The sequence below is a fragment of the Burkholderia sp. Ac-20384 genome (genome assembly GCF_017104605.1).
Taxonomy (GTDB): domain Bacteria; phylum Pseudomonadota; class Gammaproteobacteria; order Burkholderiales; family Burkholderiaceae; genus Burkholderia; species Burkholderia lata.
This window is the reverse complement of record NZ_JAAGPE010000621.1, coordinates 1-1,413: the sequence shown is the minus strand read 5'-3', so window position 1 is coordinate 1,413 and position 1,413 is coordinate 1. Positions and strand designations below refer to the sequence as shown.

Here is a 1,413-nt window from a genome sequence, read left to right as displayed (position 1 = left end):
GCCCGCGTGCGCGGTCGCCTGCAGCAGCACGACGGGCCGCCGCCACAGCGGCCCGTGCGACGGAAACTCGGCCGCGGCGATCGCATCGATCCGATCGACGAGCGCGTGGCAGGTCGCCTCGCGATAGCGTGCCGCATGTATGCGCACCTGTTCGGCGAGACTCGCGACCGACAGGCGCGGCAGGCGCCGCGCGACGCCCATCGCGTCGAGCGCTTCGAGCAGGTCGATCGCACGGTGCTCGACGCCGCGCAGCAGCGCGATGCGCGCAGCGGTGCGATAGCCGAGCAGCACGGTATCGGGCGTGCCCGCATGTTCGAGCACGTCGAGGCGATTCGCGAGCAACGCGGCCGCCTGGTCGACGCGGTCGGCCTCGTACGCGAGCGCCGCGCACATCGCCGCGAGCATGCAGGTGAGCGGATGGCGGCGCCCGAGATCGGCTTCCGCACGCGCGAGCGCCGGCGACAGCGCGTCGTCGGCCAGCCGGACCTGGCCCTCGCGCAGGTAGCTCAGGCCCGTGATCAGCTCGCCCCAGCGCGCGACATAGCCGAACCCGGCCGCCGTCTCGCCGCGCGGCGCCGCGTGCTGGAAGCGGCGCGCTTGCGCGGGTTCGCCGACGATGATCGCGCGCGCCGACAGCCGGTTCGCGTGCATTTGCGCGAGCCACGTCGCCGCCGGCGGCGTGAAGTCGGCCCACGGTTCGAACAGCTCGACGAAGCGGTCGATTTCGTCGGCGTAATACGCGGCCGCGCTGAGGATCAGCGCGCATTCGTAGCGCATCGCCGCGGGCGTGCCGGGATCCGCGAGGATGCCCGCGATCTGGCGCCGCGCCTCGACATGGCGTTCGCCGAGCGCCAGCGCCCACGCCACCGCGACGCGTAGCGTCGGACGCTTGTCGAGCTCCGCATCGGGCAACAGCGCGAGCCAGTCGAGTACGTCGTTGATGCGGCCCTGCTTGATCGCATCCTCGAGGCAGCGCTGCGCGAGCGCGTACGCCACCTCGAACTGGCCAGCGGCATACGCGTGGCGGGCGGCTTCCTCCGTCATTCCGTGCGCGTGGAGCCAGGCAGCCGCACGCGCATGCAGCGCGCTGCGCTCGGCTTCCGGGCCCGCGGCCAGGCGGTCGCGCAGCGTGTCGCGCACGAGCGGATGCAGCCGGCACCAGTCCGAATCGTCCGACGCAATGAACAGCGGCGTGTCGCGTGCGAGCCGCGCGAGGCGGTCGGGCGCGTCCGCGTCGTCGAGCAGCGCGGCGCACAGCGACGGATGCAGGCGATCGGCGACGCTCGTGCGGGTCAGGAATGCGGTGTCGTCGGCCGACAGGTTCGTGAGCAGCAGCTCGACGAGCCGGTCGCGCGTGCCATCCACGCGGGCGGCGAGCGCGTCGACCGCCTGGCGCGGGTCGGCCGAGCGCGA

General features: G+C 73.4%; 1 pseudogene. It reads right to left on the bottom strand.

The features are described 5' to 3' along the window. Window positions 1-1,413: pseudogene (locus G3O00_RS42370) on the bottom strand (LuxR family transcriptional regulator); the annotation flags it as partial.